Genomic DNA, 25,328 nt, shown 5'->3' on the forward strand with positions numbered 1-25,328 from the left:
GCAAATGCGGAACGGGTGTGCAACATGACTTCCTCCCCTATTGACCGGTTGCCATCACCCCGATGACATCCGAATGTCCCACTATGTGGATTACGGTGTCATCCTATATTGGGAGTCGCGGAATGGAAAGAAAAATCATCATATGATTTTAATATCCACATTGTGGGATATTTACATCTGCGCCGGAGGATGACGCGAGAGGAAAGGCCATTGACCCTGATATAATCCCTATATATGGGTTATAAACCTATTTAGCGGGATAGATATTGGCCTCTGCACGGGCCGATATTCTGGGGGGAGCGTGGCGGCCTTCGTGGCGCTCCCCCGCTCTTGCACTTCTGCAAAGGCCCATGTCATGCCGTCCAGCGCTGCGCTCTTCCTGATGCTGGCGGCCGCTGGCGGGGGGGAGACCATCGTCCTTAACCGCGACTCGTTGCAACCCTATCAGGCGGCAAGCCACGGCGTCGAACCGGGTGGCAATGCGCAGGGTTTTGCCTATTCCATCGCGCTGCCCGAAGGCCGCTATCGCGTGACTGTGCGATTGGGGGACCGGACGCGGGCGGGCGATACGACGGTCAAGGCCGAGGCGCGTCGCCTGATGCTGCGCTCTGTACGCACCCGCAAAGGAGAGGAAGTCGAGCGCCGTTTCCTGGTGGATGTCCGCACGCCCGCGCTGCCGCCGCCACCGCTCACGGCGCCGGGTGGCGACCGGGTGCGGATCGATGGGCGGGATGCGCAGGAATTTACCTGGGACGACAAGCTGACGCTGGAGTTCCTCGGCCAACCGGCGGTCCGGTCGATCCGCGTTGAGCCGGTCACGGCCCCGGCGATCTTTCTGGCGGGAGATTCCACCGTCACCGATCAATATGCGGAACCCGCGGCGAGTTGGGGCCAGATGTTGCCCGCGCTGCTGGATGACCGGATCGTCGTCGCCAATCACGCCAAGTCGGGCGAGACGCTCAAATCTTTCCTGACCAGCTTACGCTTCGACAAGCTGCTGTCGGCGATGCGGCCCGGCGACTGGTTGTTCATCCAGTTCGGGCATAATGACCAGAAGCAGCAATGGCCGCAGACCTGGGTCGCGCCGGATTCGACCTACCCCGCCTATCTGCGCGCCGATATCGCCGAAGCGCGACGGCGCGGCGCGCATCCAGTCCTGGTGACATCGCCCGAACGGCGCAATTTCGATGCGCAGGGGAAGATCATCGATACGCTGAGCGACTATGCGGCGGCGGTGCGGAAGGTCGCGGCGGAAGATGGCGTCCCGCTGATCGACCTGAACGCGGACAGCCGCGCCATCTATGAAGCGCTTGGCCCCGATGTCGCGCCCGCAGCCTTCAACGATGGCGGCAAGGACAAGACGCATCATAATAACTACGGCGCGTGGTTGCTGGCGAGCGCCGTGGCGCAGCGCATCCGCGATACCATCCCTGCGCTTGCCCCGCATGTGAGCGCCGGTGCCTTCGCGCCTGCAAAGCCCCCCACGGCAGCGCAGGTCGCCATTGTCCCAAGCCTGATCCACAGCGATCAGCGCCCGGCCGGGAACTGACATGGACATGACTCGCCGCGATCTAGCGTTGGAACTGGCCAATCTCGCTCTGGCGGCCCTGCCCTTCCCCGCCCATGCCGCGCGACGCTTCGATGTGCGGGATCATGGTGCGCGCGGCGACGGCATTGCGATCGACAGCGATGCAATCAACGCAGCGATCGAGGCGGCATCGCGCGGCGGCGGCGGCACCGTCCTGCTAACGCGCGGGCGCTATTTGTGTTTCTCGATCCGGCTGCGCAGCCGCGTTACCTTGCTGTTGGGAGAAGGTGCGGTGATCGAGGCGGCCGATCCGGCGCGCCATGCCGGGCGTTATGACCTGCCCGAAGAGGGGATCGATCAGCTGTATCAGGATTTCGGCCATAGCCATTGGCACAACAGCCTGATCTGGGGCGATGATGTGCGGAAGGTCGCTATCCTTGGCCCCGGCGCAATCGATGGCGCGGGCCTGACCCGCGATGGCCCCGGCGCGCGCTGGAAGCGCCAGGCAGGCGAGCGTCCGCTGTCGATGCGGGCGATGACGCAGGCGCAGATTGATGACCTGGAACCGGCCGCTGCCGCGATGGCGGGCAAGGGGAATAAGGCGATCGCGTTCAAAAATGGTCGCGACATCCGCCTGTCGGGCTTCACCATCCGCAAGGGCGGGCATTTCGCCATATTGGCGACGGGCACGCAAAAGCTGCGCATCGACCGGCTGACGATCGATACCGACCGCGACGGCATCGATCTCGATTGTGTGCGCGACGTGGTGGTGGAGCGCTGCCGCGTCAATTCGCCCAATGACGATGCGATCGTAGTCAAGAGCAGCCATGCGCTCGGGCGGGCGATCGCCGCCGAGGATATCTTGATCCGCGATTGCGACTTGTCGGGCTATGATATGGGGTCGCTGATCGACGGCACCCGGACGACCCGCCAGCAGATCGCCCCCGATCAGGATCGCGTCACCGGACGGATCAAACTGGGGACCGAGAGCAATGGCGGTTATCGCAACATCCGCATCGAGGATTGCCGCTTCACCCGCTGCCGGGGGCTGGCACTGGAGACGGTCGATGGCGGGGTGATGGAGCATATCGTCGCGCGTCGGCTGACCATGCGCGACGTGACCACTGCGCCCCTTTTCCTGCGGCTGGGCGACCGGCGGCGCGGGCCGGAGGGGACAGGGATCGGCGCGATCCGCCATGTCGAGATAAGCGAGGTCGATGCGCGTGGCATCGATCATCGCTTCCCGGCCACGATTGCGGGCCTGCCTGGCCATCCGATCAGCGACGTGACGCTGCGCGATATCCACCTGGACTATGAGGGCGGCGGCGCGGCGCAGGATGCCGCACGGCGGCCCGCCGAACTGGCCGACGCTTATCCTGAGCCAAGCATGTTCGGCATTCTGCCCGCCTGGGCGCTGTGGGCGCGGCACGCCGAGCGGCTGACGATCGAGCGGTTCACGGCGGCGACACGCTCGCCCGACCAGCGTCCGCCCTTGCTGTTCGACGATGTGCGGCATCTGACGGTGCGAAACACGCCACTGTGGTGTTGACGAACAATTGGGACGATGTTACCAAATATAGGTCATAGGTTCCATAATGTGGTTTATAGGGGAAGAGCCGAGATGTCGATCCACGCCTTCAAGATGCAATTGAAGCCCGGCGTCGTGGACGAATATCGTCGCCGCCATGACGAAATATGGCCCGAACTGTCCGATCTGCTGCGCCAGTCGGGTATCTCCGATTATTCCATCTTTCTGGATGAAGATACGCTCAGCCTGTTCGCTGTGCTGACGCTGGCGGCGGAGAATCAGCGCGAAACGCTGCCCGATCATCCCGTGATGCAGAAATGGTGGGCCTATATGGCGCCGTTGATGGAGGTCGAGCCGGACAATCGACCCAAGGAATGGCCGCTCCCCCTGCTGTTCCACATGGATTGATCCGACCGATGCGCTCCCTAATTGCCGCCCTACTGATCGGCTCCGCCCTGGCGATCCCTGCGATGGCGCAGGTCGCCAAGCCTACCGCCAACCTGTCCGCCCCGGTCAAGAGCTTTGGCCGCGTCTCCTATGATGCGCGCTCGCTGATGATCGATGGCGAGCGCAAGATCATCTGGGGCGGGGAATTCCACCCCTTCCGCCTGCCCTCGCCCGACCTATGGCGCGACATATTGCAGAAGATGAAGGCGAGCGGGTTCAATACCGTCGCCCTCTATTTCGACTGGGGCTATCATAGCCCGAAACAGGGCGTGTACGACTTTACCGGCATCCGCGATCTCGACCGGCTGCTCACCATGGCGGAAGAGGAAGGCCTCTACGTCATCACCCGTGCCGGTCCCTATGTGAATGCGGAATTGTCGCGCGGCGGCTTTCCTGGCTGGCTGGTCAATCAGCGCGCCCGTGCGCGCACCGACGACCCGGATTATCTCAAGGCCGTCGATGAATGGCTCAGCCAGATCAACCCGATCATCGCGCGGCACCAGATCAATGCGGACAAGACGCGCAAGGGCGGCGTCATCCTGCACCAGATCGAGAACGAACTGGCGCTGACCACGCCTGCGCAGCGGCGCTATATGGACCATCTCTATGCCAAGGCGCGGGCAGACGGCATCACCGTGCCAATCTTCCACAATGATCAGGGCCGCAATGGCTATTGGACGCCCGAATCCTCGACGGTCGAGAAGGTCGTCACCGGCCCCAACGATATGTATGCGTTCGATGGGTATCCGGGCGGCACCTGCACCGTCACCGGCCAGCCCACCCGCGATGTCGCCGCACCCGACTGGGGCTATTATGGCACGGGCGGGGCGAAGGGCGGCGCGTCGGCCTCACCCGATACGCCGGGATTCGCGGCCGAGTTCGGCGGCGGCTGGTTTGATTATTGGGGGTCGAACGGCGGCTATGACTGCAACGCGATCCAGCGCGGCAAGCGGTTCCAGCGGGTCTTCTATGGCACCAACCTCGCCAACGGCATCGGCATCCAGAGCTTTTACATGACCTATGGCGGCACCAGCTGGGGCTGGCTGCCCGGCCCGGTGGTGTTCACCAGCTATGATTATGGCGCGGCGATTTCCGAACCCCGTGCGCTGCGCGAAAAGGCGCAGGAGATGAAGCAGTTGGGCGGCCTCATCGCGTCCGTCCCCGATCTGGCGGGCATGGTTCCGGCGGGGCCGGTCGAGATCACATCGCCCAATATTCAGATTTACCATAATAAAAGCCCGGAAACCGACGCTCGTTTCCTGATGGTGACGCACAAGCCGTCCAACGGGCAGACGAACGACAGCTTCACCTTTACTGCCGACCTGCCCGATGGCCGCTATACCGTGCCGATGCGCCTCAACGGCTTTGACGCGAAATGGCTGGTCGCGGGCGTAACGCTGGGCGGGCAGCGGCTGGTCTATTCCACGTCGGAACTGCAATCGGCGCAGCGCCAGGATAAGGGCGCCCTGATGCTGCTCTATGGCCGCGCCGGGGAGCCGGGCGAGACCGTGCTGCGCTACACCAGCGCGCCGACCGTGACCGTGATCGAGGGGGAAGCCACCAGCCGTTTCGACGCGGCGAAGGGCGACTTGAAACTCAGCTACCGCCATCAAGGCCGCGCGATCGTGCGGATCGAGGGCGGCGGGCGGCCGCCGCTGACGGTGATCCTGGCCGATGAAGCTGAGGCCGTCCGTTACTGGCGGCAGGGCGACATGTTGATCCGTGGCCCGGACCTGGTGCGCCATGCGACGGTGAAGGGCGGCACGCTGGCCCTGACCGGCGATACCGCCACACAAAGTCCGCTCGAAATCTGGGCACCGGGCGCGATCCGCAGCGTGACGTGGAACGGCACGAAGATCGTCACCCGTGCCACGCCATCGGGCAGCCTTGCGGCCACGCAGCCGCTTGCCGGTCCCGCCGCCATTGCACTGCCCGCGCTGACCGACTGGCGCATGGCCAAGGGTTCGCCGGAAGCGGACCCGGCCTTCGACGATAGCGGCTGGCAAGCGATCGACAAACGCTCATCGGCCAGCATTACCGCGCGACCCGATGGGCAGCCGAATATGGGCATGGACGCCTATGGCTTTCATGATGGCGATGTCTGGTATCGTGGCCGCTTCACTGGAACGCCCGATGCCAAGACGCTGTCGCTCTATTATGGTGCGGGTGGTTCTGGCCTCGTCCAGGCGTGGATCGACGGGCAATTTATCGGCGAGGCGGAAACGCCGGACGGCCTGCCCCGGCCGATCACCACCGGCACGGCGCGCTTTGCCCTGCCCGCCAGTGCCCAAAGTGGCGAGCATATCCTGTCCGTCATGGTCCGCAACAATGGCCATAATTGGGATTTGGACAGCGATGATTTCCACAAGGAGGCCCGTGGCCTGATCTCCGCATCGCTGGAAGGTGGTCCAAGTAAACGCAGCTTTGCCGTGCCGATCGCCTGGAAGATTCAGGGCAAGCGAGGCGGCGAGATGCTGGCTGATCCTGTACGCGGTCCGGCCAATAATGGCGGCCTCTATGGCGAGCGCATGGGATGGCATCTGCCCGGCTTCGATGACAAGCGCTGGGCGAAGGCAACCGTCCCTGCCACGCAGGCAGAAGCGGGAACAAGCTGGTATCGCACCAGCTTCGACCTAGCCGTGCCCAAGGGGCAGGACGCGACCATCGCGCTCAGCTTCGGCGACGCGACCAAGCCGCGATCGCCGGTTCGCTATCGGGTGCTGATGTTCGTCAATGGCTGGAACATGGGGCAGTTTATCGCCCATGTCGGGCCGCAGCGCAGCTTCCCCATTCCCGAAGGCATATTGAACCATCGGGGCAAGAACCATGTCGCGCTGGCCGTCACATCCGACGGGCAGCCTGGCGATGCGCTCGAAGCCGTGCGCCTCGTCACCCTTCATTCCGTGAAAGGCGGTCTGCCAGTGCAGATGGTTACCGCGCCAAACGCACCTTCAGACCTTAAGGAGTAAGAATAAGTGGCCGCACTCAATCATGATGTCCCGCGCGCCCAAGTGGTCGACGCCATCGACCGGCTGATGGACAATCTCGTCAATATCAAGGACGAGACCGGCGAGTTCCTTTTGCATCTGGACGATGGCCGCATCATCGACACCAAAGGTTGGGCCGGGTGGGAATGGACCCATGGGATCGGCCTGTTCGGCATGTGGCGTTATTATGAGCAGACCGGCGACCAAAAGGCGTTGGGCATCATCAAGCAATGGTTCGAGGATCGCTTTGCCGAAGGCACGCCGACCAAGAATATCAATACGATGGCGCCTTTCATCACGCTCGCCTATCTTTACGAGCATGAGCCGGACCCGCGCTACATCCCGTATCTCGACACTTGGGCCGAATGGTTGATGGCCCCCGATGGCCTGCCCAAGACCGAAGAAGGTGGCTTTCAGCATATCGTCTATAATGACGAAAATCCGGGCGAGATGTGGGACGACACGCTGATGATGTCGGTGCTGCCGCTGGCCAAGATCGGCCTGCTGCTGAACCGCCCCGCCTATGTCGAGGAAGCCAAGCGCCAGTTCCTCATCCACATCAAATATCTGTTCGATACCAAGACGGGCCTGTGGTTCCATGGCTGGGATTTCAACGGTCGTCATAATTTTGCAGAAGCGCTGTGGGCGCGCGGCAATTGCTGGGTGACGATCGCCATCCCTGAAATCATCGAGATACTGGATCTGCCGCAGGGTGATGCGTTCCGCACCTTCCTGATCGACACGCTGGCGGCGCAGGTGAAGACATTGGCGCAGACGCAGGACGCCGATACGGGCCTGTGGCACACGCTGATCGTCGATCCGACCAGCTATCTGGAAGCGTCGGCCACGGCCGGATTTGCCTATGGCATCCTCAAGGCCGTGCGGAAGGGTTACCTGCCGCGCCATTATGAGGCTGTCGGCATCAAGGCGGTACGCGGCGTGCTGGCCAATATCGACGATGCGGGCGAGTTGCAGCAGGTGAGCTTTGGCACCGCGATGGGCGACACCCAGCAATTCTACAAGGATATTGCGCTGACCTCCATGCCCTATGGCCAGAGCCTCGCCATCTGCGCGCTGGGTGAATTTCTGCGCAGCTATATCTGACATAATGAGAGCTTGGACGGCGGCGGGTCTTGGAAGGAGCGCCGCCGTCCAGGGCCAGAATGATAATAAGGCGGAGGAGCCGAACATGCCCAACCCAGCACCCATTCGCCCCGTTCGCCTGCGCAATTATCTCGCTTATGGGTCCAATGACGTGTTGGGCGCAGGGTCGATGGCGGTCATTTCCGGTTGGGTATTGATCTTCTACACCCAGTTTTGCGGGCTTTCCGCCGGACAGGCGGCGACGATTTTTGCGGTCGCGCGTATCCTGGACGCCGTTGCTTCGCCGATGATCGGCTATATTTCAGACCATTTCGGCAGCACTCGGTTCGGCCAGCGTTTCGGGCGTCGGCGCTTTTTCATCCTGGCGGCGATCCCGCTATTGCCCAGCTTCGCGCTGATGTGGCTGCCGGGCCAGACCTTCTGGTATTATCTTGTCAGCTATGTGCTGTTTGAACTCGTCTATGCGATGGAGATCATCCCGTTCGAGACATTGGCTGCCGAAATGTCGAGCGATTATAAGACCAAGGCGAAGTTCGCAGGCGCGCGCATCCTGTTCGGGCAGGCGTCGGCCATTTTGGCGGGCTTCCTGCCGCTCTGGCTGATCACGACGTTGGGTCGCGACAGTGCCGACACGTTTTTCTATATGGGCATCATTTTCGCCGCGCTGTTCATGCTGACGGCCGGGCTGCTGTATCTGTTCAGTTGGGAACGGCATATGCCGGGCGGGGTGCAGCTCACGCAGGCCGCGCCGACCGCTGGCATGGGGCAGGCGTTCAAGGCGCTGTATCGCAACCTTTTTTCCACCATGCGTATTCGGGCGTTCCGGCTCCATCTGGGTATGTATCTGGGCGGCTATATCAGTCAGGATATTTTCAACGCGGCCTTCACCTTCTTCGTCATCTTTGCACTGACGGGGTCGATGGCGATCGCATCGGGGCTGCTTGGCACCATGTATATCGTGCAGTTCGTGGCGGTCATCATCGCGATCAACCTGGCGCTGCGGGCGTCGCCGTCGCGCGCCTATCAGATTGCGGCGGCCAGCTTCGCGGCGGGTGCGCTGACGCTCATTGGCCTGTGGGTGCTGGGCATCCCGGCGAGCAGCCCGATGATCTGGCTGCCGATCATCCTGGCTGGCCTGGGTCGCGGCGCGCTCAACTATATCCCCTGGGCGACCTATAATTATATGGCGGACGTGGACGAGATCGTCACCGGCCAGCGCCGCGAGGGCAGCTTTGCCGGTGTCATGACCTTCGTGCGCAAGGCGACGCAGGCCGCGGCTGTTGCGGGCGTGGGGTTCATCATGCAGGCGGGTGGCTTCGTGTCCGGTGCGCCAGTGCAAAGCTATGATGCCATCCTGACGATCGCTCTGTTGCTGGGCATCGGCACGGTGGGGATGCTGGGCTTTGGTATCCTTGTGTCCACCCGCTTCCGCCTCAGCCCCGCCACCCACGATGTCCTGATGGCCGAGATCGAGCATCTGCGGGGCGGCGGGCAAACCCCGACCAGCCCGGAGGCGGGCCGGATCGTCGAGGATCTGTCAGGCTGGCGCTATGATCAGCTATGGGGCAGAAACCCGGTCGCCCGCTGACAAAGGATCGATCATGCGCCCTGTCCTGCTTCTTGCCGCTCTTGCCCTGTCAGCCACGCCCGCTGCGGCCCAGCACTGGTCGCGCAGCTGGATGGCTGCGCCGCTCGTCTGGACCGCTCCCGCCGACAAGCGCCCGGACCTGACCGACCGTACGGTGCGGCAGGTCGTTCGCCTGTCCAGTGGCGGCGCGCGTATCCGGCTGCGCTTGTCCAACGAAATGGCGGTTGCGCCGCTGACGATCGGCGCAGTCCATGTCGCGCTGGCCGGGGAGGATGGCGCGACCCTGCCGGGCACCGACCGCGTCGTCGCGTTCAACCGCGTGCAGGGGGCAACGCTTTCCCCGCGCGCGCCGTTGCTGAGCGACGCGATCGACCTGCCGGTCAAGCCGCTTTCCCGGCTGACGATCAGCATCCATCTGCCCCAGGGCGCAGCCACGCCCACTGTCCATGCCTATGCCGCCGCCACCAACTGGATCGCGCCGGGCGACCAGACCGCCGCGATCAACCTGACCGGGGCGACGACCATCGGGCCGCGGCTCATCCTGTCCGCCGTGGAAGTGGAAACCGCCCGGCCCGCCCCCACCATCGTCACGCTGGGCGATTCCATCACCGACGGCGTGCGCGCGACCAATGACAGCAACCGGCGCTGGCCCGACCTGCTGGCCGAACGGTTCCAGAGGGCGGGGCGGAGGAATGTCGCGATCGCCAATGCCGGGATCAGCGCCAACCGCCTCTTGTCCGAAGGCGAGGGCTATAATGCGCTCGCGCGCTTCGACAGCGATGTGCTGGCGGTGCCGGGTGTCAGCCATGTGGTTATCCTGGAGGGTGTCAATGATATCGGCGCGGCGACGGCGCAGAAACGCCCTTTACCGAGCGCCGATGACCTGATCGGTGCCTATCGGCAGATGATCGCGCGGGCGCAAGGCAAGGGTGTGAAGGTCATCCTCGCCACCATCCTGCCCTATAGGGGCGCTGGCTATTGGAGCGAAGAGGGCGAGGCCGTCCGTGTCGCCGTCAACGACTGGATCCGCACGACTGACGAAGCCGATGGCATGATCGATCTCGCCAAGGCGATCGCCGACCCCGGCGATCCGGCGCGGATGGCGAAGCCCTATGATGTGGGCGACGCGCTGCACCCCAATGATGCGGGATTTGCGGCGATGGCGGCTGCGTTCGATCTGCGCCTGTTTCGATGATTGCTGCGCTGCTTTTGGTCGCGGCCGCCAGCGCGCCGATCGCGCCCAAACCGCTCTATCGCGATCCCATCCATGATGGCGCGGCTGACGCCTCGACCGTCTATGACCGGGCCAGCGGCGAATGGGTGATGTTCTATACCAACCGTCGCGCCGACCTGCCCATGGAAGACGCTAAGGACGTGCGGTGGGTCCATGGCACCGCCATCGGCACCGCCCGGTCGAAGGATGGCGCGCGCTGGCGTTACAGCGGGACGGCCGCCATCCCCCAAAGCTGCACCGGCGAGACGCTCTGGGCACCCGAAGTCCAGTTTCTCGGCGGGCAATGGCATATGTGGCTGACCGTTGTGCCGGGGGTCTTCCGCGACTGGAATGCGCCGCGCTTCATCGTTCACCTGACCAGCCCCGACTTAGCGACATGGAAATGCGGCGAGCGGCTCGATCTTGGTTCCGACCGGGTGATCGATGCCAGCGTCATAGCGTTGCCTGACGGGGGCTATCGCCTCTTCTTCAACGACGAACGCGAGAATAAGGCAATCCGTACGGCGGACAGCAAAGATCTGGTCCACTGGACGGTTGGTAAGCGCCTGACCGACACGCCCGGCGAAGGCCCCAAGGCATTCCGCTGGAAGGGGCGTTGGTGGCTGATCTCCGACGCGTGGAAAGGGTTGTTGGTCATGCGGTCCGACGATGCGGAAACATGGACGCGGCAGGAGGGCCATATCCTTGGCGTTCCCGGCACCCATCCCACCGACCGCGCCAAGGGCCAGCACCCCGACATCATCGTGGCGGGGGACCGGGCCTATATCCTCTATTTCGTCCATCAGGATGGCGAGGATGAAGCGCGCGTCAATCCCGACTGGAAACGCCGCAGCGTCCTCCAGATCGCGGAACTGGTCGAACGCGATGGGTCTATTTCGGTCGATCGCAACGCCCCGGTGTCAGTCGCGCTAAAACCCTGAGCAGCGATTACAGGAACCCGACCTGCCGCAGCCAAGCTTCGCATAGCGTTGGCCAGATCGACACCGGCATGTCCGTCGTGTCGAGCGCAAAGCCATGCGGCGCATCGGCAAAGATATGGAGTTCGGTTGATCCTCCAGCGTCCCGCAATGCCCTATGCAGGCGGTGGGCATTCTCCACCGGGACCACCGGGTCATTGCCGGCATAGACGATGAAGGTCGGCGGTGGTTCGGACAGCAGTTGGGCGTCGGGCTGCAGCGCATCGTAGAGCGCCTGCTTTTCGACCGGCGGCAATGGCGATTTATCGGCGACGACCGTTCGGCCCTTTGCATTGGTCGAGATGGGGGCATAGCCAATGACCAGGATATCGGGCGGCTGCAAATCGGCTTTTCCCCATTCCGCCGGATAGTCGGCGGCAAGGCAGGCGGCGAGATGACCGCCGGACGAAAGGCCGACGACACCCAGCCCTTCCCTTGCAAATCCACTGGAACGGGCCAGCGCCATGGCCGCATGCGCGTCGTCGAGCGGGGCGGATGGGCCATTGCTTGCATCGGGAAAGCGATGGATCAACAGGAAGACATAATAGCCCAGCCGATTGAGCCAGCGCGCGATCTGCACGCCCTCCCGCCCTGCCATCAGCGCGACATAGCCGCCCCCGCCCAGCACCAGCATCGCCCGGCCATTGGGGCGATCGGGCGCATAGCCTAGCAGGACGGGGCGTTCGACTGCCGTGACCACGGCTTGCTCTGGCGGAGCGGTGTTGTCCTCCAGCGTGAAGGCGCCTGTTGCTGCGCCATGCAGCGGCCAGACCTGATCAGCACCCAGCATCTTGCACTCCCATCGGGCAACCATGGGTGGGATAGGCTTCCCCATCCAGTTCCACCGCTTCGCGCACCACCTCGACCCGATCGCCGGTGTCGCGCATTTCGTAGAATTTGGCCAAGGCGCGCTTGAAGGGGCGATGCACGACCATCATCAGCCGCCCATCGAATGCGCGGAAGAGCATGCCATGCCCACTGTCGCGCTCGACCAATGGCCCTAATTGCTCCCAGGGGCCAGTTACCGTGCCGGATGTGGAACGGGCCAGCGCCTGGACATAGCCATCCCTGCCATAGCTCGACCAGAGCATCAGCAGCGTACCCTTCGCCGTGCGGAACAGTTCGGGGCCGTCGGTGACATGAACGATGTCGCCTTCAGGCTGTTTTTGCCCCACCACCCAGTCGGCCTCGTCAGCGCGGAACAGCTGGCGCGGCAGCCCGGCTGCCGACAGGTCATCCTTGAGCGGCATCGATCGTGCCGGTGCCGACCTGCATCCATTCATGGGCATAGACGAGCCAGGGCTTGCCCGCTGCATCAATATGCAGCGTGCCATCGAGCGTCATGGCATCGGCCGGGGCGATCGGATCGCCGCCGCGCACCAGGGCAAAGGGACCGTCGAGCCGGTCGGATACCGCCAGCAAGGTGGTGCGCCGATAGGTCGGGCGCTTGGCCTTTGCCTGGATGGCGGCAGCTTCGTTATGGAAGGTCGCCAGCAGATGCCAGCGCCCCTTCCAGCGATGGACTTCGGGTGCCCAGGCTCCCTCATTCGCCCATGTCCCGTCCGGCAAGGTGAAGACGATGCGCGGCTTTTCCCAATGGGCAAGGTCGCGGCTGACATAAGCCATGATACCCAGCCGTTTGTCGCCGGTGACGGCGGGATCGTTGCGGCTGAACAGCCAATAGGTCTGGCTGTCGGTATCCGCGACCACCCATGGATCATGGATACGCAGATGGGATGTCAGCAGCGGCGCTTGTGCCGCCAGGGGAGCAGCGAACACCAACAGCAACAGGGCAAGCAAGCCCCGCATCAGCCCGCCATCCGATTGCCATAGCCGATGATCAGCGTGGCGAAGACCAGCAGGCCTACGCCGCTCCACACCATACGGCGAACGGCCGGTGCGGCGTCTTTCCACTCGCGAAAGGCAAAGCCCCAGCAGGTACCGAAGATGATGATCGACGCCATGTGCAGGGTCCAGCTGGAAAAGCCGAAGCGACCCATCTGGCTTTCGCCCATGGTGTAGAAGAAGAATTGGAAATACCAGGCCGTGCCCGCCAGCGCACAGAGCAGGACATTGGGCAGCAGCGCGGGGCGCTTGCCATCTGCGTCGGGTGCGCCGAGCCACTGGCCCGCAGACTTGTTTTTCACGATCAGCCACCCGCACCAGACCGCGTTGGTGATGAGGCCGCCGAACATGACGATGCACAGCGTCGGCAGGCCAGTCCAGAGCGGTCCCGTCCCAGCAGCCGCCGACAGCGCCTTGACCGGTTCGCCCGCCGCAAGGCCAAAGGCGAAGCAGGAGGACATGATGCCGGAGAAGATGGCGACGGCGATGCCTTTCTTGAAATCGAACTCGGCAACGGCGGCGGCCTTTTGTTCAGGCGAGAGCGCGGCATCCTTGCGCGCGCCGGCCATGGCGACGACGATGATGCCCAGCACGGTCACGGCCAGCCCCAGCAGCACGATCTGCCCATGCAGCGTGCCTGCGATCTGCGTCATGAAGCTGCCATCGACGATCGGCGGAATCAGCGTGCCGAACACGGTGCAAAGGCCCAGCACCACCGCCATGCCGAGCGAAAGGCCAAGATAGCGCATAGTCAGGCCATAGGTCAGGCCGCCAAAGCCCCATAGGAAGCCGAAAAATATGCACCAACCGACGACCGAGCCCGGCACCTGCGCCATCACGCCCATCAGATCGTTGGTCTGGACCGAGGCAAAGAACCAGGGTGCGATGACCCAGGAGAAGATGCCGCCGGTCAGCCAGAAAATCTCCCAATTCCAGCGCTTCACCCCACGATAGGGGACATAGAAGCTGGCCGAGGCAAGGCCCCCCAGCCAGTGGAACAAGACGCCGAGCAGTGGATTGCCGATCATATATCAAGTCCCAGGCGATAGAGGCGATTGGCGTTGCCGCCGAACAGGGCGCGGCGGTCGGCTTCGGCCAAATCCGCGATGATGGCGTGATAGGCCTCCATATAGCGGTCGATTGGGCCAAACAGCTTGTCGGTCGGCGTGTCGCTGGCGAACATGCAACGATCGACACCGAACAGGTCGATCGTTTCGCGGACAAAGGGCGCGATCGTCTCGCGGCTCCAGTCGCGGCGGATGAAGCCCATGCCCGACAGCTTGACGGAGACATGGGGTAGCGCTGCGAGGGCCTGCATGCCCCGCCGCCAATCGCCGACACCGTCCGCGTCGGTCAGCACCGGCATGCCGAGATGGTTGATGATGACGGGGATGTCGGGGTGGCGCTCGATGAGCGGGACAAGTCCCGGCATCTGCCCCGGATAGCATTGCAGGTCGAAGGACAAGTCGTGCTTTGCCAGCAAGCCATAGCCCGCCTGCCATTGCGGATCGACGGTCAGGTCGGTAGGCGTGTAGCTGCGCCGAGGGTCGGGGTGCCAGTTGACGATATGGCGGATGCCCTTGACGCGGCTGTGCGCGGCTTGCGCGGACAATAGTACATCGACGTGCGGGCCGTTGAGCGCGGCGAAGGCGACGATGCCGGTGGGCAGCCCCTCGATCGCAGCAAGGCCATCGAGCCACTGGGTTTCACGCAGCGCGCTGTCCGCCGCCGCGCCCGCATCGACATGCACGGCGCCAATGACATTCCAGCGTGCGAGGTCTGCGCGATATTCCGCGATGCCATAATCATGCGCGATCGGTTCGACGCTGCCGTTCGGCCCATCCTCGGCGAAGGGCGGGCTGAGCCAGTCGTAGCGGATATGCGCCAGATCCCATAAATGGATATGCGCATCGACAAAGGGGATCATGGCCGTCCTCTCCTTATCCCATCTCTCCGTTCGCTCTGAGCTTGTCGAAGGGTCTTACTTCTTCATAAGAAGGCTTCGACAGGCTCAGCCCGAACGGCACTGGAGGCTTGTTCCAACGCGGCGTGCTGGCTCTTGTCGGCCAGTCGCGCCGCGCGACTTGTGTCAGAAAGTGGTGCGACCGCCCGACGTGTCGAAGGTCGATGCGGTGGTGAAGCTGCATTCCTCGCTTGCCATGAAGCAGACCATCGCGGCGGATTCGCTGACTTCACCCAGGCGCCCCATCGGGATCTTGGAGCGCATATAATCGACCTGGCTTTGGGGCAGCTGTGCGAGAATGGGGCTTTCGAAGGTGGCGGGGGTCAGGGCATTGGCGATCACGCCCTTGCCGGCCAGTTCCTTGCCCAGGCTCTTGGTCAGCCCGATCACGCCCGCCTTGCTTGCGGAATAAGCGGAGGCATTGGGATTGCCTTCCTTACCAGCAACCGAGGCCAAGTTGACGATGCGGCCATAGCCATTTTCGAGCATGAACGGCACCACTGCGCGGTTGCAGTAAAAGAGGCCGTTCAAGTTGATGTCGATCACGCTGCGCCAGCTGTCGAGCGGATAGTCCCATAGGGTCGCGGTCGCGCCGGTAATGCCCGCAGAGCAAACCAGCACGTCGACTTTGCCCAGTGCTTCCGCGCTGGACTTGGCTGCCGCCTCCACTGCCGCCTGATCGGAGACATCGAGCGCGACCACATGGGTCGCGCCGATCTCCGCTTTGGTTTCCGCCAGCGCATCGGCGTTCACGTCCCACAAGGCAACCTTACCGCCTTCGGCTACGATCCGCGCGGCGACCTGTTTGCCCAGGCCCGACGCGCCGCCGGTGACGATAGCGCAGCGTCCTTCATAACGACCAGCAAAGACGCTCATCCGAGCACCTCGTCGCCCAGATGCCGCCATTCGACGACATTCTGCGTCTGGGTGCCCAGCTTGGCGATGCCCAGTTCCATCACGTCACCGGCCTTGAGGTAGATGGCGGTCGGCTTCTTACCTTCGCCGACGCCCGGCGGCGTGCCGGTGATCATCAGGTCGCCGGGATAGAGCGTGATATATTCGCTGACATAAGCGATGAGCTGCGCGACGGTGAAGATCATCGTGCGGGTGTTGCCGGTCTGCATCCGAGCGCCATTGACGTTCAGATACATGTCGAGATCCTGGCAATCGCCCACCTCGTCGGGCGTCACCAGCCAAGGGCCGGTCGGGCAGAAGGTGTCATGCCCCTTGCCTTTGCTCCACTGGGTGCCGCGCTGCTTCTGGTTGAAGCGTTCCGACACGTCGTTGACCAGCGTGTAGCCCGCGACCTTCGACAGCGCGTCCTCTTCGCTCACGAAGCGGCAGGTTTCGCCGATGATGACGCCCAGCTCGACTTCCCAGTCGCCATGGGTCGCGCCCTTGGGCAGCATCACTTCATCGTTTGGCCCATTGAGCGACGACAAAGCCTTCATGAACATCATCGGTTCGGTCGGGATCGGCAGGTTGGATTCGATCGCATGATCCTCATAATTGAGGCCGATGGCGACGATCTTGCCCACGCCCTTCAACGGCACGCCATAGCGCGGCGTCCCCTCCACGATCGGCAGCGACGCGATGTCGGCGGCCTTGGCGGCGGCCAGCGTCTCGATCGTCAGCTCGGCGACCACGCCTGACAAGTCGCGGATATTGCCATCCGTATCGACGATACCGGGCTTTTCCTGGCCACGCGGGCCAAAACGGCAGAATTTCATGGCAATCTCGCTTCTTGCTTAGTGAGTATAGGGGCGGTGCATCGCGATATCGCGGTTCAGTTCGACGCCGAAGCCGGGCGCGTCGAGCGCGCTGGCTTTGAGCCGACCATTTTCGGGCACTGGCTCGCCGATCAACTGTGGGTGGAACATCGGCACCACTTCGGTTGGTCCTGGATGCATCATCAGGAATTCGGCGAAGGGCGAATTGTGGCGGGTGATGACGAAATGGTAGCTGTAGACCGAGGAGCCGTGCGGCACGACCATCTTGCCATGGGCGTCGGCCATCGCGCTGATCTTGAGCAATTCGGTCACGCCGCCGCACCAGCCGACATCGGGCTGGATGATGTCGCAGCAATCCATTTCCAGCAACATGCGGAAGCCCCAGCGGGTCGCCTCATGCTCGCCGGTCGTCACCAGCATCCCCTTGGGGACGTTGCGCTTAAGTTGGCTGTAGCCCCAATAATCGTCGGGGCTGATCGCTTCCTCCATCCACTTCAACCCATGTTCGTGCGCCGCGATGGCGAGGCGCGTGGCATAATCGACGTCGAGCGCCATCCAGCAATCCCACATCAGCCAGAAGTCGGGACCGCATTTTTCGCGCATGTCCGCCAGTTCGGCGATATTCTTTTTCAGCCCTTCGATCCCCTCGGCCGGGCCATGGTGCAGCGGCATCTTGCCGCCGATGAAGCCCAGTTCCTTGGCGACATCGGGCCGCGCGCCGGTAGCGTAGAATTGCAGTTCATCGCGCACCGCCCCGCCCAGCAGATGATAGACCGGCTCCTGCCGCAACTTGCCCAGCAAATCCCACAGCGCCAGATCGACACCGGAAATGGCGTTCACGACCAGACCCTTGCGCCCATAATATTGGGTCGAGAAATACATCTGGTCCCAGATTTTCTCATAATCGGTGGGCGCGCGGCCTTCCAGAAACCGGGCCAGATGCTTTTCGACGATGAACGCTGCGGGTTCGCCGCCGGTCGTCACGGCAAAGCCGATCGTGCCATCTTCCGCCTCGATCTCGACGACCAAAGTGCCCAGCACGTTGATGCCGAAGCTCTGGCGCGACTGGCGATATTCGGTATAGCGCGACATCGGCGTCGCAATATGGTCGTCGATCCAGTGGCCTTCGCCCTGGTCATGATAGTCGGCACCGCCACCGCGCACGGTGAAGGCCCGGACATGCTTGATTTTCGGCAAGGTCACGATCGGCACGCACACACTCCCTGAACCATGCCGACGTCCAATATATGGGACAAGACGGCAGAAACTTCCAAAATCTGAGCAAAATGGCGATAAAGGTCGGACAGCAGGCATGGAGGCATGTTCGAAAGAATCACGCTTAGTCCTCGCCTTCGCCCTTGTTTTTCTCATTTTGTGGGATAGAGTGTTATTAGATGAGACAGAAAACGTCAAATCCAGAATCGGGTGAACGAGAGGAAAAGTCGAAAGCCGCCGGGTCGCAGACCTTGCAGCGTGGGCTGGACCTGCTCGACCAGGTGATCGACGGGCCGGTAAAGCTCGCCGACCTGTCCGAACGGATGGGTCTCACCCGATCGACCACCCACCGCCTCGCCAACGCGATGGTGGAACGGGGATTCCTCACTTTCCTGCCGCGCGAAGGCTATCAGTTGGGGCCGAAACTGCTGCAACTCGGTTTCCTGGCGCAAGCGCAGGCCGATGTGGTGCAGATCGCCCGCCCGCATCTCGAAGCCCTGGCCGCCGCCAGCGAAGATACGGTGCATCTCGGTCGACTCGATGGCGATCAGGCGCTTTATCTCGACAAGATAGCCGGGCGTCGCCGCGTCGAAATATCCAGCCGCATCGGCGATCGTCATCCCTTGACCTCGACCGGGCTTGGCAAGGCGCTGCTGCTGGACGACAGCGAAACGGTCTGGACCCGGCTGTTCGACGCTGAGCGCGAAGATGGCACCCATGATGCCGATGCGGCCCTCTGGTTCGACCGGATGCGCGCTTATGTCGCGCAGGGACGCACGTTCGATCTTGAAGAAAATGAGGACCAGATACGCTGCGTCGCAGCCCCGGTGCGTGATGCATCGGGTGCGATCGTCGCCGCCATCAGCCTGTCGAGCGCGGCCCAATATATGGACGACGAGCGGATGCAGGCGCTGAGCGCCGATGTCCGCGCGGCGGCCCACGCCATCAGCGCCGATCTGGGCTGGACCCCTGGCGTCAAACCACCCAACCGCCCTGCACGGCGGTAACCAGCCAAAGAAAGGGCCGATCCCATGAAACTGCTTGAAGGCAAGACCGTCCTCGTCACCGGCGCATCGACCGGTATCGGCCGCGCCGCCGCGATTGGTGCCGCGCAGCATGGGGCCGATGTCGCGATCAACTATGCCAATAGCGATGGGCCTGCCGCGAGTTGTGTCGCCGAGATCGAGGCACTGGGCCAGCGTGCCATCGCGGTGAAGGGCGACGTTGCTGATCCGCAGACCGCACAGGATTTCGTGGCAAAAGCGGTGGACGCCTTCGGCAAGGTCGATGTGATGGTCAGCAATGCGGGCATCTGCCCCTTCCACGCCTTTCTGGATATGCCCGTGGACGTGGTCGAGCGCACCTTCAAGGTGAACCTGCATGGCGCCTATTTCATGGTGCAGGCCGCCGCGCAGCAGATGGTGAAACAGGGCCATGGCGGCTCGATCGTCGCCGTTTCCTCCATCTCCGCGCTTGTGGGCGGTGAGTTTCAGACCCATTATACGCCGACCAAGGCGGGCGTTCATTCGCTGATGCAGTCCACCGCCATTGCGCTCGGCAAACATGGCATTCGCTGCAACAGCGTGCTGCCCGGCACCATCCTGACCGAGATCAACAAGGATGACCTCGCCGACGTCGAAAAGCGGACCTATATGGAGCAGCGCACGCCGCTGGGTCGGCTGGGCGCGCCGGAAGATCTGGCGGGTCCGATCGTGTTCCTGGCGTCGGACATGGCCGCCTATGTCACCGGCGCGGCGCTGCTGGTGGATGGCGGCATGTATGTGAACTTGCAGTAAACCGTGATGCTCCCCCTCACCTCCGTTCGCCCTGAGCCTGTCGAAGGGCTTTCTTTCTCGCTTGGCGAAATCTGGGCTTCGACAAGCTCAGCCCGAACGGGGGGAGAGCAGAATGCGTAAGTTCGCTGGTCATGCTGTAAGGATGGTGCAGATTGTCCTGTTGGGCGTCATCCTCACCACCCCCGCAAACGCCACCCGTCCTGGCAACACCATCCTGATCGCGGGGGATTCCACCGCGGCCGACTATGCGCCGGCGCGGTATCCGCAGACGGGATGGGGGACGATGCTACGCTGCGCCGTGGCGCCCAATGTCCGCATTCTCAACCATGCCATGGGCGGCCGCTCGACCCGCAGCTTTTTGGCGGAGGGGCGCTGGGACCGGCTGCGTGCCGATATCCTGCCCGGCGACACGGTGCTGATCCAGTTCGGCCATAATGATGCGACGCGGGCGAAGCCGGAGCGCTGGGCACCGGCGCAGACCGACTATCGTGATAATCTACTTCGCTTCATTCGTGACGTGCGGATGGCGGGCGGCGTGCCCGTCCTCGTCACCCCTGTTACGCGGCGCAATTTCGGGCCGGAAGGCCGCGCCGTCGCGGATTTTGCTGCATGGTCGGGCGCGATGCGCGATCTGGCGATCAAGACCGGCACGCCATTGATCGACTTGGAGGCCCGCTCACGGGCATGGCTCGATCGCGCCGGGCCGAAGGGGTCGAAAGCGCTCTATCTCCATTATAGCGCGCAGGACAATGTGGCCGCTTTCCCCAAAGGCATCAGCGACAATACCCATTTTAGCGAATTGGGCGCGCGGCAGGTGGCCGATCTGGTTGCCGAGGGTCTGAAATCACTTGCCCTTCCCATTTCCGAGAAAATCGAGGCGCCGCGCCCGGCCGTGACTCGAACCACCCCGCTTGGAAGGACGGATTGCCAATGACACCGCCGATCGACCGCCGCACCCTCCTTGCCGGAACCCTCGCCTCCGCCACGCTAGCAACGCCTGCTATGGCGCAGAGCTTCCCTCTGCCCCAGGGGTTCGAACGGTTTCCGATCTGGCCCGGCAAAGCGCCGGGTGGCGAACGGGTCACGGTGCAGGAGGTCGAAAGCCTCCGTCGGCCCGATAGCGGCCCGGATGATGGCGTGTTCGCGCATGTGGTGACCCCGACACTCACCTTGCTGCGCCCCGCCAAGCCCAATGGCGCGGCGATCCTGCTCATCCCCGGCGGGGGCTATAGCCGCGTGGCGATCGGCCATGAAGGCTATAATATCGCCCGCCGGTTCGCGGAGGCGGGCTATGTCTGTTTCTCGCTGCTCTACCGCCTGCCCGCCGATGGCTGGGCGGCAGGCGCAGAGGCACCGTTGCAGGATGCCCAGCGCGCCCTGCGCCTGATCCGCGCATTGGCCCCGCGGGAGAAGTTCGACGCGAACCGGATCGGTGTGATGGGCTTTTCGGCGGGGGGGCATCTAGCGGCCTGGCTGACCAGTCGCACGCCCCAGGAAAGCTATACGCCGGTCGATGCCGCCGACCGCGAACCGATAAGGGCCGCAATTGCCGCCTATATGTATCCGGTGATCCAGATGGAGAGCGCGTTCGTCCATACCGGATCGCGCGCGCAATTGCTTGGCCCTGATCCAACGGCGGAACGGAAGCGCGCCTATTCGCTCGACCAGGATGTGAGTGCAGAGACCCCGCCCGTCTTCCTCGCCCATGCGTTGGACGACAAGGCGGTGCCGCCTGAAAACAGCCTGGCCATGCTGGCTGCGTTGCGCGCCAAAGGCATAGCGGCGGAGTGCCATTTGTTCGAGAATGGCGGCCATGGCTTTGGCCTTGTCGCCTCGCCGGCAGCACCAGCGCCCTGGCCAGACCTGTTCCTGAATTTCGCGAGACGCCACGGCCTATGAGCGCACATGTCGCCCTGTTCGTCACCTGCTTGGTCGATATCATGCGTCCGCGCATTGGCTTCGCCGCGATCCGTGCGCTTGAAGCGGCGGGCTGTACCGTCGTCGTGCCGCAGGGACAGACCTGTTGCGGCCAGCCTGCGCTCAATAGCGGCGACCGCGCGCATGCCGTGGCGCTGGCCAAGCAGACGATCGAAGCGCTCGAACCTTATGAAGCAGTTGTCGTTCCCTCCGGCTCCTGTGCGGGGACGATCCGCTGCCACTATCCCGAACTGTTCGACGATGATGCGGCATGGCAATTGCGCGCGCAGGCCGTCGCCGCCAAGACGTTCGAGGTGATGGCCTATCTGGATGAGGTCTGCGGCTGGAAACCGGAGGGCGTCGCCCTGCCCGCCACCGCCACAGCAACCTATCATGATAGTTGTTCGGGGCTTCGCGAACTGGGGATCAAGGCGCAGCCCCGCCGCCTGCTCAAAGCCGTTGATGGCCTGTCGATGACGCCGCTGCCGGGCGCGGAAACCTGCTGCGGTTTTGGCGGCACTTTCTGCGTCAAATATCCCGCCATCTCCAACGCCATCGTCGGCGAGAAAGCCGATGCGATTGACGCGACCGGCGCAGACCTGCTGCTGGCGGGCGACCTTGGCTGCCTGATGAACATGGCGGGCAAGCTCCACCGTAATGGCTCCAAGGTCCGCGCCTTCCACGCGATCGAACTGATTGCGGGCATGGGCGACGGCCCGGCGATCGGCGAAGAGGCATGAGCGGCTTTACGGATCGCGCCGACGCGGCGCTGGCGGATCCGATCCTTAAGATCGCGGTCGAGCGCACGGCTGGCACGGCGGAGGCCAAGCGCGCCGTTGCGATCGACGCTTTCCCCGATTTCGAAGCGGCCCGCACCCGCGCCGCTGCTATCAAGGATCATGTGATAGCGCATCTTGGCGCCTATCTCGAACAATTCGAAGCCAGCGCCATAGCGTCGGGGGCGCAGGTCCATTGGGCACAGACGGCGGACGAAGCCTGCCGGATCGTCATCGACATCTGCAAGGGGGCGGGGGCACGGACGGTCGCCCGCTCCAAATCCATGCTGGGCGAGGAAATCGGCTTGCCCCATGCACTAGAGCAGGCAGGCATTGTCCGGGTCGAGACGGACCTTGCCGAACATATCATCCAACTGGCTGACGAACGGCCTTCCCATATCATCTGGCCCGCCATGCACAAGACCCGCGAACAGGTGTCCGCCTTGTTCCGCGCGAAACATGCCAATCCGCATGAGGAAGAAACGATCGCCGCCATGGCCCAGAGCGCGCGGCGCGAACTGCGCGGGGCGATGCTGGGCGCGGATGTCGGGATATCGGGCGCGAACTTCCTGGTCGCAGATAGCGGCGCGGTCTGCACCGTCACTAACGAAGGCAATGCCGAACTCTCGCTCGTCCCGCCGCGCGTGCATATCGTTACCGCCGGGATCGAAAAGATCGTCCCGTCCATGCCCCACGCTATCCATATGCTGCGGATGCTGGCGCGCTCCGCCACTGGCGCGGCGCTGACCCAGTATACGACCTTTTACACCGGTCCAAAGCGCGCGGGCGACCGCGACGGGCCGGAGCAGATGCATATCGTGTTGGTCGACAATGGTCGCACGAAAATGCGCGAGGAAGGTCTGGCGGAGATGCTGCGCTGCATCCGCTGCGGCGCGTGCATGAACCATTGCGTGGTGTTCCGCCAGATTGGCGGCCATGCCTATGGCGGTACTTATCCGGGACCGATGGGGGCGGTGCTAACGCCTGCGCTCGACGGCTTAGCGCCCAATCGCGACCTTGCCCATGCCTGCACCTTAAACGGCAAATGCCAGGAAGTCTGCCCGGTCAAGATCCCGCTGCCCACACTGCTCAAGGGCTGGCGCGAGAAAAGCTGGCGTGAGGGGCTGGAGCCGACGTCGATGCGCTGGGGGTTGGGGATTTGGGCTTGGTTTGCGCGCCGTCCTGCGCTCTATCGCCTTGGCACTACCGTCGCGATCCGGGTAATCCGGCTGATCGGCCGCAAGGGCTGGATCGCCAGCCTGCCGCTGGCTGGGGGCTGGACCAAGCATCGCGACTTGCCCAAACCAGCCGCCCGCAGCTTCATGGCGCAATATCAGCAGGAACAGCGCAAATGATGAGCGCCCGCAACGCCATCCTTGCCCGTCTGGAAGGTCCGAAGCCGATCGAAGCCGAAGCCGCCGCCTTGCTCGATGGGCCAGAACGCCCGGCTGTCGACGACGGCGCGCTCGAATCCGAATTTCTCGCCCGCCTCGCTTTGTCGAGCGTCAATGCCAGCCATGATCGCATTGCCAGCCTGGCCGACCTGCCTGCCGCCATCGCGCGCTACCTGACCGACCAGCAGGAACCCTTGACCCTTTGTTGCCCGCCCGATCCGCGCCTGACGGTGTGCGACTGGTCCGCCTTCACCCTGCACGCCGATGCCGCGCCGGACGAAGGCGCGACTCTGGCGATTGCGCGCAGGGGTATCGCCGAAACCGGGTCGCTGATTTTTGAAACCAGCCCAATTGCGCCGATGCTGCCCAATTTCCTGACGCTGCATCATATCGTGTTGTTGGCGAGCCGCGACATCGCCGCTCATCTGGAGGACGCGCCCCTGCCGGGTCCGCAACCGCGCGCGCATTACTGGATCACCGGCGTGTCCGGTACGACGGATATCGAAGGCACCTATGTGCGCGGCGCGCACGGCCCGCGCTTCCTGCACGTCATCCTGCTACAGGAATAATGACCGCATATCGGTTCATCATTCCACATTAAGGGATAAATACTTTCCTTCGTGGCACTGGACGCTATAAGGCTTGGCAAAGCCATTCAGGAGATAGCCGATGTTCGACAAGACCTATTACGCGACGCACCCCGACATGATGGAATGCGTGTCGAACGAGGAATTGCGCGATCGCTATCTGATCGGCGGACTGTTCCGCGATGGCGAGTGCGTGCTGAACTATACCCATGCCGACCGTTTCGTGATCGGCGGGGTCGCGGTGGCGGATGCGCCGGTAGCGCTGCCAGCGCAGACCGAGCCGGCTTCGGCGGCAGGGCATCCTTTCCTCGAACGGCGCGAGATGGCGGTAGTGAACGTTTCGAACGTCGAGGGCACCGTGACCGTCGATGGCGAGACGTTTACGCTGGGCAACAAGGATTGCCTCTATGTCACCATGGGCGCGAAGGATGTGCAGTTCGCGGGCGCAGGCGCGCGCTTCTATCTCGCGTCCTGCCCGGCGCATAAGGGCTTTGTTACCCGCAAGCTCGGTATCGCCGACGCCAATGCGCTCGAACGTGGCTCCCTCGAAGAATCCAACGAGCGTACCATCTTTCAGCTCGTCATCCCTGGCATTTGCGACAGCGCGCAACTGGTCATGGGGCTGACCGTGCTCAAGCCCGGTTCGGTGTGGAACACCATGCCCCCGCACATTCATGAGCGGCGCAGCGAGATTTATTTCTACTTCGAGCTGGATGGGCCGTCGGATCGCGTC

At 63.3% G+C, this 25,328-nt stretch carries 24 protein-coding genes; 16 read left to right on the top strand and 8 right to left on the bottom strand.

The genetic code is table 11. The features are described 5' to 3' along the window. Positions 1–355: 355 nt before the first annotated feature. The 8 genes from IL54_RS09775 to IL54_RS09810 all read left to right on the top strand — a co-directional run bounded on the left by IL54_RS09775 (position 356) and on the right by IL54_RS09810 (position 11,336). Positions 356–1,549, top strand: coding sequence for a rhamnogalacturonan acetylesterase (locus IL54_RS09775; RefSeq protein WP_037475211.1), 1,194 nt, complete (start codon positions 356–358; stop codon positions 1,547–1,549). A 7-nt stretch (positions 1,550–1,556) separates the two neighbouring features. Then, positions 1,557–3,077 (top strand): rhamnogalacturonidase, encoded by a 1,521-nt coding sequence (locus IL54_RS09780; protein WP_037478280.1) that lies wholly within the window; start codon positions 1,557–1,559, stop codon positions 3,075–3,077. Positions 3,078–3,149: 72 nt separating this feature from the next. Then, complete coding sequence (locus IL54_RS09785; protein ID WP_037475214.1) at positions 3,150–3,464, top strand: L-rhamnose mutarotase; 315 nt, start codon at positions 3,150–3,152, stop codon at positions 3,462–3,464. 8 nt (positions 3,465–3,472) lie between these two features. Next, complete coding sequence (locus tag IL54_RS09790) at positions 3,473–6,472, top strand: glycoside hydrolase family 35 protein (protein WP_037475217.1); 3,000 nt, start codon at positions 3,473–3,475, stop codon at positions 6,470–6,472. Positions 6,473–6,478: 6 nt separating this feature from the next. Further along, the gene (gene bglB / locus IL54_RS09795; RefSeq protein ID WP_037475219.1) at positions 6,479–7,594 is read left to right on the top strand and encodes a beta-galactosidase BglB; all 1,116 of its coding nucleotides are present in this window, start codon (positions 6,479–6,481) and stop codon (positions 7,592–7,594) included. A gap of 85 nt (positions 7,595–7,679) precedes the next feature. Then, entirely contained in the window at positions 7,680–9,182 is a 1,503-nt protein-coding gene (locus IL54_RS09800; protein WP_037475220.1) for an MFS transporter, read from the top strand. 13 nt (positions 9,183–9,195) lie between these two features. Beyond that, entirely contained in the window at positions 9,196–10,377 is a 1,182-nt protein-coding gene (locus IL54_RS09805; protein ID WP_237748835.1) for an SGNH/GDSL hydrolase family protein, read from the top strand. Beyond that, on the top strand, positions 10,374–11,336 hold the full coding sequence (locus tag IL54_RS09810) for a glycoside hydrolase family 43 (RefSeq protein WP_037475222.1): 963 nt from the start codon (positions 10,374–10,376) through the stop codon (positions 11,334–11,336). Before IL54_RS09805 ends, IL54_RS09810 begins: the two co-directional genes overlap by 4 nt. A 7-nt stretch (positions 11,337–11,343) precedes the next feature. Here the strand turns inward: IL54_RS09810 and IL54_RS09815 are convergent, their stop codons facing one another. The 8 genes from IL54_RS09815 to rhmD all read right to left on the bottom strand — a co-directional run bounded on the left by IL54_RS09815 (position 11,344) and on the right by rhmD (position 18,113). Then, a complete protein-coding gene (locus IL54_RS09815) occupies positions 11,344–12,162 on the bottom strand; it encodes an alpha/beta hydrolase (RefSeq protein ID WP_037475223.1) in 819 nt (272 codons plus the stop codon). Beyond that, entirely contained in the window at positions 12,149–12,622 is a 474-nt protein-coding gene (locus IL54_RS25360; RefSeq protein WP_237748836.1) for a hypothetical protein, read from the bottom strand. The genes IL54_RS09815 and IL54_RS25360 overlap by 14 nt, the downstream gene beginning before the upstream one ends. Then, entirely contained in the window at positions 12,606–13,181 is a 576-nt protein-coding gene (locus IL54_RS25365; protein WP_237748837.1) for a family 43 glycosylhydrolase, read from the bottom strand. The genes IL54_RS25360 and IL54_RS25365 overlap by 17 nt, the downstream gene beginning before the upstream one ends. Then, entirely contained in the window at positions 13,181–14,245 is a 1,065-nt protein-coding gene (rhaT, locus tag IL54_RS09825) for an L-rhamnose/proton symporter RhaT (protein ID WP_037475224.1), read from the bottom strand. The genes IL54_RS25365 and rhaT overlap by 1 nt, the downstream gene beginning before the upstream one ends. Continuing rightward, the gene (locus IL54_RS09830; RefSeq protein ID WP_037475227.1) at positions 14,242–15,144 is read right to left on the bottom strand and encodes an amidohydrolase family protein; all 903 of its coding nucleotides are present in this window, start codon (positions 15,142–15,144) and stop codon (positions 14,242–14,244) included. Before IL54_RS09830 ends, rhaT begins: the two co-directional genes overlap by 4 nt. Positions 15,145–15,306: 162 nt before the next feature. Continuing rightward, positions 15,307–16,056 carry an SDR family NAD(P)-dependent oxidoreductase gene (locus tag IL54_RS09835; RefSeq protein ID WP_037475229.1) on the bottom strand — a complete coding sequence of 250 codons (750 nt, stop codon included), beginning with the start codon at positions 16,054–16,056 and terminating at the stop codon, positions 15,307–15,309. Beyond that, positions 16,053–16,910, bottom strand: a complete 858-nt coding sequence (locus tag IL54_RS09840; protein ID WP_037475232.1) for a fumarylacetoacetate hydrolase family protein — start codon at positions 16,908–16,910, stop codon at positions 16,053–16,055. The genes IL54_RS09835 and IL54_RS09840 overlap by 4 nt, the downstream gene beginning before the upstream one ends. 18 nt (positions 16,911–16,928) lie before the next feature. Then, a complete protein-coding gene (gene rhmD, locus IL54_RS09845; RefSeq protein ID WP_202807682.1) occupies positions 16,929–18,113 on the bottom strand; it encodes an L-rhamnonate dehydratase in 1,185 nt (394 codons plus the stop codon). A gap of 191 nt (positions 18,114–18,304) precedes the next feature. Between rhmD and IL54_RS09850 the strand changes: the two genes are divergently transcribed. From IL54_RS09850 to IL54_RS09885, 8 genes are all read left to right on the top strand, one after another. After that, a complete protein-coding gene (locus tag IL54_RS09850) occupies positions 18,305–19,132 on the top strand; it encodes an IclR family transcriptional regulator (RefSeq protein WP_037475235.1) in 828 nt (275 codons plus the stop codon). Positions 19,133–19,156: 24 nt separating this feature from the next. After that, the gene (locus IL54_RS09855) at positions 19,157–19,921 is read left to right on the top strand and encodes an SDR family NAD(P)-dependent oxidoreductase (RefSeq protein ID WP_037475237.1); all 765 of its coding nucleotides are present in this window, start codon (positions 19,157–19,159) and stop codon (positions 19,919–19,921) included. A gap of 142 nt (positions 19,922–20,063) precedes the next feature. After that, positions 20,064–20,855, top strand: a complete 792-nt coding sequence (locus IL54_RS09860) for a rhamnogalacturonan acetylesterase (RefSeq protein WP_037475240.1) — start codon at positions 20,064–20,066, stop codon at positions 20,853–20,855. After that, positions 20,852–21,820, top strand: coding sequence for an alpha/beta hydrolase (locus tag IL54_RS09865; protein ID WP_037475243.1), 969 nt, complete (start codon positions 20,852–20,854; stop codon positions 21,818–21,820). The genes IL54_RS09860 and IL54_RS09865 overlap by 4 nt, the downstream gene beginning before the upstream one ends. Next, on the top strand, positions 21,817–22,578 hold the full coding sequence (locus tag IL54_RS09870; RefSeq protein WP_037475246.1) for a (Fe-S)-binding protein: 762 nt from the start codon (positions 21,817–21,819) through the stop codon (positions 22,576–22,578). Before IL54_RS09865 ends, IL54_RS09870 begins: the two co-directional genes overlap by 4 nt. Further along, positions 22,575–23,969: a lactate utilization protein B gene (locus tag IL54_RS09875; protein WP_037475249.1), complete on the top strand. Its 1,395-nt coding sequence runs from the start codon at positions 22,575–22,577 to the stop codon at positions 23,967–23,969. The genes IL54_RS09870 and IL54_RS09875 overlap by 4 nt, the downstream gene beginning before the upstream one ends. Continuing rightward, complete coding sequence (locus IL54_RS09880) at positions 23,966–24,577, top strand: LutC/YkgG family protein (RefSeq protein WP_237748839.1); 612 nt, start codon at positions 23,966–23,968, stop codon at positions 24,575–24,577. Before IL54_RS09875 ends, IL54_RS09880 begins: the two co-directional genes overlap by 4 nt. A gap of 100 nt (positions 24,578–24,677) precedes the next feature. After that, a partial coding sequence (locus tag IL54_RS09885; RefSeq protein WP_037478287.1) for a 5-deoxy-glucuronate isomerase occupies positions 24,678–25,328 on the top strand: 651 nt, incomplete at its 3' end.

The sequence above is a fragment of the Sphingobium sp. ba1 genome (assembly GCF_000743655.1).
Taxonomy (GTDB): Bacteria; Pseudomonadota; Alphaproteobacteria; order Sphingomonadales; family Sphingomonadaceae; genus Sphingobium.